Origin of the sequence: Chryseobacterium contaminans, from assembly GCF_001684955.1 — a bacterium.
Classification (GTDB): domain Bacteria; phylum Bacteroidota; class Bacteroidia; order Flavobacteriales; family Weeksellaceae; genus Chryseobacterium; species Chryseobacterium contaminans.
Genome location: NZ_MAYF01000082.1, coordinates 1 through 7,535, shown reverse-complemented (window position 1 = coordinate 7,535; position 7,535 = coordinate 1). Strand labels below are relative to the sequence as shown.

8 protein-coding genes and 1 pseudogene are annotated in these 7,535 nt (G+C 33.3%); 6 read left to right on the top strand and 3 right to left on the bottom strand.

Features of this window, described 5'->3' with window-relative positions:
• The 4 genes and pseudogenes from BBH99_RS06555 to BBH99_RS06540 all read left to right on the top strand — a co-directional run.
• Positions 1-423: reprolysin-like metallopeptidase (locus tag BBH99_RS06555; protein WP_131799198.1), on the top strand; the 423-nt coding region annotated here is incomplete at its 5' end.
• Positions 420-860 carry a hypothetical protein gene (locus BBH99_RS06550; RefSeq protein WP_123873050.1) on the top strand — a complete coding sequence of 147 codons (441 nt, stop codon included), beginning with the start codon at positions 420-422 and terminating at the stop codon, positions 858-860. The genes BBH99_RS06555 and BBH99_RS06550, both read left to right, overlap by 4 nt.
• 3 nt (positions 861-863) lie before the next feature.
• Positions 864-1,040 (top strand): annotated as a pseudogene (locus tag BBH99_RS23145) (RHS repeat-associated core domain-containing protein); the annotation flags it as partial.
• Positions 1,041-1,777: 737 nt separating this feature from the next.
• On the top strand, positions 1,778-2,176 hold the full coding sequence (locus BBH99_RS06540) for a hypothetical protein (protein ID WP_066693620.1): 399 nt from the start codon (positions 1,778-1,780) through the stop codon (positions 2,174-2,176).
• A gap of 74 nt (positions 2,177-2,250) precedes the next feature.
• Here BBH99_RS06540 and BBH99_RS21845 read toward each other — a convergent pair whose 3' ends face one another.
• On the bottom strand, positions 2,251-2,514 hold the full coding sequence (locus BBH99_RS21845) for a helix-turn-helix domain-containing protein (RefSeq protein WP_165601889.1): 264 nt from the start codon (positions 2,512-2,514) through the stop codon (positions 2,251-2,253).
• Between the two features lie 59 nt (positions 2,515-2,573).
• Between BBH99_RS21845 and BBH99_RS06530 the strand changes: the two genes are divergently transcribed.
• Positions 2,574-4,286: an RHS repeat-associated core domain-containing protein gene (locus BBH99_RS06530; RefSeq protein WP_066693615.1), complete on the top strand. Its 1,713-nt coding sequence runs from the start codon at positions 2,574-2,576 to the stop codon at positions 4,284-4,286.
• A 7-nt stretch (positions 4,287-4,293) separates the two neighbouring features.
• Complete coding sequence (locus BBH99_RS06525; RefSeq protein ID WP_123873048.1) at positions 4,294-4,650, top strand: hypothetical protein; 357 nt, start codon at positions 4,294-4,296, stop codon at positions 4,648-4,650.
• Between the two features lie 1,178 nt (positions 4,651-5,828).
• On the opposite strand, the gene BBH99_RS06515 is transcribed toward BBH99_RS06525, so the two are convergent.
• Together BBH99_RS06515 and BBH99_RS06510 are read right to left on the bottom strand one after the other, a co-directional pair.
• Positions 5,829-7,001, bottom strand: a complete 1,173-nt coding sequence (locus BBH99_RS06515) for a M28 family peptidase (RefSeq protein ID WP_066693600.1) — start codon at positions 6,999-7,001, stop codon at positions 5,829-5,831.
• Between the two features lie 205 nt (positions 7,002-7,206).
• A partial coding sequence (locus tag BBH99_RS06510) for a T9SS type A sorting domain-containing protein (protein ID WP_131799197.1) occupies positions 7,207-7,535 on the bottom strand: 329 nt, incomplete at its 5' end.

Below are 7,535 nucleotides of genomic sequence, written 5' to 3'. Positions count from 1 at the left end.
TTTAAAAAAGAAGGATTCGATCTTACAATTATTCAAGATAGTAATGCTACTTATAATATTGATATGACTTTTTCAGGACGATCTGTAACAGTCGTAAATGATGACGGTACTACTACTTCAGGAACGGTTCTCGGAGACGCCCCACTTGGAAATCCTATTACTGCAACAGTGAATGCAAAGAATGGAAATACGGATACGATTACACACGAAATTGGCCATACCTTTGGTACAGAACACATCTGGGAGGCAAACTCAGGGGTTGAAAATACTCCTGCTAATATTAATAATAGGATGAATTCATATGAAAACCCAACCTCTTCAATGAAAGGGTTAGGTACAGAATTTAATAAAAATCAGATACAGAAAATGGAAGAAACTATTAAAGCTAACTCATTCAGACTACCTCAAAATAAAAAACAATGAAAATAGTATTTTTTTTAATAATGGTTTTACTGACCAGCAATAGTTGCTCTGCACAAAATAATATTGATTTTTATTATCAGGATAGAACGAAAGCAACAGCAATAGATAGCGCTGCATATAAATCTTATTTGGAGAATATTCCAAAAGAATTTCTTAAAAAAGATGACGAAGTCTTATTATTTTTTAATAACGCTGCTTTTATTGACGATATTATTACTATAAATGGTAAAAGCTATAATTTTGAAAACTATACCTGCGGATATAGACAAATTAGAATTGCTAAAAGTGAGGAAAAGATAAAGATTACATCTAAGAAAAAAGAAAGCATGGAGTTTAATTTAAAAAAAGGAATTGATTATATTATTATTAACGGAGGATTTGATAATAAATGGAGTGTCACATTTTCAGAATATTTTCCTACAATGGAATGCTTGTAGAATTACAAGTACAATGGCAAGGAGCTTCAGGAGACTGGTATGTATGATTATGGTGCGCGAATGTATATGCCTGATCTTGGTAGATGGGGTGTACACGACCCTTTAAGTGAATTACAATTTGCTTACAGTCCGTATTCATATGTTTATGGAAATCCTATAAGATTTAATGATCCAACAGGAATGATTGGAGAAGAAGATCCACCAAAGAAAGGTTCTACTCCTAATAATCCTATTGAAATTGGCGAAATTAAACTAACAAAAAATGTAAGTGATTCTAAGCTTTCATTTATGGGCATCCAAAGTTTAAGTGCTTATCATGGTTCTCAGGACAGATTAGCTTTTGGTATCAGAAATAGTAAAGCAGCTCTTGCTACAGAGAAATTTGAAAGAAACCTAGCTTTTACTATGGGAACTTTCCTAATGGGTGGAAGTAATCTTGTAGCTTCTGCAGGATGGGCTACTCTTGATGCAGTGGTTGATTATCAGGATCAGGAAACCCAAGAAGCTGTGGGAGCAATACAATTGGCAGCAGTATTATTTCAGCTAAAAAAAGGAAATATAAGTGGAATAAAAAAATTAGCTGACGATATTGTCGAACAAGGTTTTTCGTTAAATAAGCACGGTGAGCTAACTAATGGAGTATATACAGTGTCGCAAGGAGCTATGAACAGACACGTTTTTGCTGGTGTTTATGGTAAAAGTCTTTTTTATCGAACAGTTGACGCTAATGTTGCTGTTTTAAAAGCAGCCCAATATGCTGATGAAGCAGGTTTGTGGATTGGAAATAAAGCAAAGGTTACAGTTACTAATACAAATATTGGTGTATTAGCAAATGGAAAACATACAAATGTTATTAATGTTTATAGAAAACCTAATGGTACCATTCATGGTTCTCCAGGATCAATGAGATAATTATTATGGAAAATATTACCGAGAAAATTAAAAGTGCTTTATTACATGATGGAAGTTGGAAGTTTTCTGATTTTTATCTTAATGTTGAATTATTAAAAAATATTGATATTCAAATCTCTTTTTGGGAAGATGAAGAGAATTGGGCAACTTTATTAAGCAATAATATAATTATAGGTTATCTATGGAAAGAATACCCTCTTTTAATTATTGAGAAAAACTATGAAAATATTGTCCACTTAAATAAAAATCAATTTCCATTTTTGTGTACAATTATTGTTGAAAACTTGGATGACAAGAATTTAAAACTAGATTATAATATTTTGAAAAATCAATTATTAGATTGGGAAATTAATTATAATATTTTTTCAGCAAATGACTTATGGTTCAATACAAACAGTATTTGATTACCTCTGATGATACGAGCGTCTCGCTCGTTCCTTTGTAAACAAAAAACCTCGCAAAATGTGAGGTTTTTTGTTTACATAATGCTTTGCAGCTTAGTTTGTTTGAGAAAGGCATCCAGGAGAGCGAAGACGTGTTGTCTATCGTTCTCCTTTAGTTTTTGTATATCTAAAATTTTAGCGACAATATTTTTATCCAGTAGAATATCCGTAGAGCCTACGAGATAATCCAGAGATACTTCCAGGGCTTCTGCCAGTTGCGTGGCCATCTCAATAGATGGTTTTACTTCCTCACGCTCATCCTGCTCTACGAAGTTTGCAACTTCGTAGCAGTAAAACAAAGAGAGGTATTTATAAAGTTTACCATTATGCATATGAATTAAACCGTTTAAAATCCGGAGTGTACCGTGAGCCTTATACAACATTACCTGATAAATCATTCTTTAACGAAGAGCTGAACTATGATTTGAATGGAAATATTACCCGTCTTTGGAGAACAGGTAAAAACGATTCAAACACGGCATTGCTGGTAGACAATCTTACTTATGGGTATCAGGGCAACAGGTTACAGACGATCACAGATGCTACGCAGAATGAAGCAGGCTATGAGGGAGGCGGAAATTTGATTGATTATGATGCTAATGGAAATATGACCACCATGAAGGATAAAGGGATCAGCACCATTACCTATAATTATCTTAATCTTCCCAATACATTTGCAATGAGCCATCCGGACCCTATTGTTGTTGGTCAGCTGTCTACTGCTAATATGGAATATTTATACCGTGCAGATGGAGTTAAGTTGAGAAAAATTTATTCAACCAGGCCTGCGAGAGGTAATACAAGAACATCTATGACCGATTATCTTGATGGATTTCAGTATTTTTATAAAGAAGGTGGCGGAATATGTATAACCTGTCGTACAGAGAGTGCTTTAGAAGAACAGGCCTATGGAAATTTAGGAAAAACCTTTCCTGATCTGGGAGAACCTCCAACATGGAAATTAGATTTTGTACTTACAGCAGAAGGTTTTTACAGTTTCACAGAAAACCGTTATATTTACCAGTATAAGGATCATTTAGGCAATGCTAGGGTAAGTTTTGCTAAAGACAGCACAGGTGCTCTTAAAGTTACAGATACGAACAACTATTACCCATTTGGATTAAGCCATATTTCAGGAATGCTTAGCCTCTCTAATTTTGGAGGGTTATATAGCTATAAGTATAATGGCAAGGAGCTGCAAGAGACGGGAATGTATGACTACGGTGCGAGAATGTATATACCGGATTTAGGAAGATGGGGAGTTGTAGATCCGCTGGCGGAAACTTCCAGACGTTGGAGTACATATACCTATGCTTTTAATAATCCTTTACGTTTTATTGATCCGGATGGTAGACAAGGAACAGATTGGATAAAAATGGTAGATCCTGAAACTAAGCAAACCGTTATGAAGTACGATCCAAATGTAAAAACTGTAGCTCAAGCAAAGGATGCTGGTTATAAAAATGTTGATAGTGTGGGAGCAACTGGGGAAATTAAAAATGGGAATGGAGATGTTACTCATACCTTGAACGCAAATGGAAGTGTAACAAATGTAGCAGACAATAGTAGTACTTACGGAAATTCTAATATTGACGGAATTCAAGTAAATGCAGCCGATAACAGAGGCTATTTTTGGAATTTTAGTGCAAATTTTGCCTTTGGTGGGGGTGCTGGATTTTCATTAGGTCAGGTTACAGATAGTAATAATGAAACAGATTGGTTCTTTTCTCTTAATGGAAATTTAGGATTAAGTGCAAGTGCTGGATTGGAAAGAGGTTTAATTACACCTACAGATCCAGCCCATAAATTTGTGAATAGTGATTTTGCAGGAGAAGGCCGTGCAATTTCTGGGGGAGCAGGATCTCTTTCATCAACTGTTGGTGGAACTTTTACTCGTTCTTATGATGGTTACCAAAATATTGATCAGTTTGATCCTGCAAATTTTGGCAGAAACACTCAAACTGTTAAAACTGGTTATTCTACTATAAGCACTAGTGTAGGATTAGGTACTAAAGGAGGATTTTCACCTGTAATGTGGACAGCTTCTAAAACTTGGGTACGTGGAAAATAATTTTAATATGAAAGTTGATAAGTCCAGTAAAAAAACTATTATAATATTTATAGTTTTTTTTGGAGGTCTTTTATTATTTACAATAGTGTATCTAATTGTAAATTCAAGCTCTGAGAGAAAACAAAAATTATTATCTATTGAAAGGCATACAAGAGTAATTGATATTTATAATAATAGAAAGGAACATAATTTTCTGTATGTTAAGTTTTCCAATGGCTCTCAGAAAATTTTAGAATACCCATATAAAGTAGGAGATTCTATATCAAAGAAAAAAGGAGATTCAATAGAATATGTTTTTAGGAAAGACAGCATAATAGAGAATAATCTTTTTGAAGAATCCCGAAAAGATGGGCTTTTAAAATAAAAAAACAGCTGCAGGATGCAGCTGTTTTTTTATTTAGTTAAACTTACATCATAACCCACAATTTTAATAGAATCGACATCTTTTTCGAGAGTAATTTTTTCTTGTGTATTTTGTATATTCCTTTCTACTCTATATGATAATACGTACTGAGACTTTGAACTTGTTCCAACAGAAACAAATGTTTCCCATATTGTTAATTGGATGTTTGAAATTTTCACCACATTCTACCTTAATATCATCAAGCATCTGATTTAGTTGTTTTTTATTAGTTGCCTTAAAAAAATTATCACCAAATAATTTAATAGCTTCTTTTCTATCATCTTTTTTGACAAAATGATAGAATTTTGTAGTTATCCTTTCAGCATCTTTTTTATCTTCCTCTCTATTATGGTAGGTTTTATCAAAATTACAGCCTATAAAAAGAAATCAATATTACAATATACTTTTTCATATTGCTGCGATATTTTTAAGTTTTACGGTTTTAATTAAGTTGTGGAGAACGGTGTTAAGGCTTTTTGCCAGTTCTGTCTGGCTCAATCCTAAAACCTTACGGAGTAATGCTATTTTTTTACCAAAAGTCATCATAATAATTACACTTAAAAGGCTAATAATAACCGTGCCTTGTTTGTATTATACAAATATATAAACCTTTTACGATAGAATAAAAACAGGAAAACATTTTGTTAATGCATTTGATTAGATTGATTTTGACCGAAAAAGGTTAATCAAAGTTTTTCAAAAATTTTTATTCTATGGAAATCTCCACTATCAAAGAACACTTATGTTTATGCAGAGTTCTGCAAAATCGTTTCGGAATTTACCCTCATTATCCTAAGAATACAAAGAAACTTATACTAACGGAAGCGATAATAGATGCAATTTCCTTACTTCAGATAAAAGATATTGTCCAAAAAGGCTGTCACACTGAGCTTGTCAAAGTGATCGTGTATTTTGAAACCAACAGATTGAATGAGTAAATCCTGAACGTAGTAAAAGAACTCAAAGAATTAGAAGAAATTATTGTCTGTTTTGATAATGACCATACAGATCTCTAGCTTACTTATAAAATACTTTGCAACTTAGTTTGTTTAAGAAAAGCATCAGCTGGAGAAGAATTGTATAAATATATTCATAAAAAAACAGAGCAAAATAGCTCTGTTTCTTATGAATGTTCTGTTTTATCTCTCAATCAAAATATTTTTAACAAGAGTCTGATCTCCCATTTTTAAAATTCCTACATACACACCTCTTTCCAGAGCAGAAACATTAATTTTAGTTTCATTACTGGATTTCAATAGGGTTCTTCCTGATACATTGGTTATTTCAAAGCTAAAATTGGCTGTTGTATCCGGTAATTCAATATTGAGGATATTATTGGCAGGGTTAGGATAGAGCTTCACATTTTCCAACGTATTTTGTACTGTTGATTTATTCACTGCTAAAGTGGTAGAAGCTGTGGCAAAATGTTGTAAAGCTCCCACTGTGGCTTTTCCAATATTATAAACATACACCGGATCTACATTGGCAAAAGTGTCCTTGGAACTATGAGGAAAAGTACTTCTTATTCTTTCAAAGAAACCGGTGATGATCTCACCTTTCTGCTCAAAAGGAATATAATCAGTATCTTCGGCAGGATCTACGGCTGTCTGAAGTGGAGAATAAAAGGCGGTACAGTTTCTGAGTTGTTGTGTTATCGCAGCTGAAGCAGCATTATTACTGGAAAGACCTCCCTGATCTTCATCACAATACACCGTATTATTGTTATTTCCTTTTACACCACCTACCTGGTCAAGATTAAAAACCAGTTTTATATCCAGTTTACGAACTCCGTTCTGATAAGCCACATTGTTAACGTAATGCGAACTTCCAATCAGGCCTTGTTCTTCTCCTGAAAAGTGAATAAACTTAATGGAATATTCGGTAGGTACATTTTGTAATATTCTGGCTGCTTCAAGAATGATAGATGTACCGCTGCCATTATCATTAACCCCTGGTCCGTTAATAGTATCAAAATGTCCGCAAACAATAACATACTTGTTAGGATAGAGAGTTCCGGTTTTTGTAATAATCAGATTTTTTGATGTTACTGATCCATAAGTGAAAGGACTTTCTGTAATTTGGCTGGCTGTATATCCGTAAGAAAGATATTTGTTTTTGATCCAGTTTAAGGTATTTACATTAGCTTGTGATCCGGTCTTTTTAATCCCTAGATTACCAAATTCCTGAAGGTTAGTGGTGATATTAGTCTGGGTTACCATATCAGCCCGGTCCTTATAAGCCTGGATAAACGTTTGAGCGCTAATGCCCTGCATAAACAATGAAGTGCATAAAAGAGTGGTAATTCTTTTCATATATTTAATTTTTAAATGGTATTGCGAATGTAGTGAATAAATCACAATAAAGTGTTTAAAATTTTATGGATACCATAAAATTTTTATTATAAAATACGAAATGAAAAAGACTTGCCCTGTTTCTATACTAATATTTTAAGCAATAAAAAGCCCTTTGAATAATTCAAAGGGGTAAATATTTAGGAGATGCCTTTTAATTATAAAGCTATCTTGCTATAATAATTTTTCTTACTACAGTCTGATCACCGGTTTTTATAATCCCAACATAAGCACCATTTTTAAGACCTGAGATATTAACTTTACTATTATTATCTGTTTTAAATATAGAGCGTCCTTCAAAATCAGTAATTTCAAAGCTGAAAGTCTTTATTTTAGAATCCGGAAACTCAAAACTGATAAAGTCTTTTGCCGGATTAGGATAAATTTTTATAGATTCTAAACTGTTTTTGAATAAAGGCTCCTGAGTTCCTAATGTTTGTGTAGCAGCAACAGCAAAGTGTTGTAGCGCTCCTACGGCAGCTTTACCAATTTTAT

Excerpts from the sequence above, each read along its gene's own strand:
- BBH99_RS06540 (WP_066693620.1), top strand. The coding sequence starts at position 1,778 with ATGGAAAATATTACCGAGAAAATTAAAAGTGCTTTATTACATGATGGA.
- BBH99_RS06515 (WP_066693600.1), bottom strand. The coding sequence starts at position 7,001 with ATGAAAAGAATTACCACTCTTTTATGCACTTCATTGTTTATGCAGGGC.
- BBH99_RS06525 (WP_123873048.1), top strand. The coding sequence starts at position 4,294 with ATGAAAGTTGATAAGTCCAGTAAAAAAACTATTATAATATTTATAGTT.
- BBH99_RS06550 (WP_123873050.1), top strand. The coding sequence starts at position 420 with ATGAAAATAGTATTTTTTTTAATAATGGTTTTACTGACCAGCAATAGT.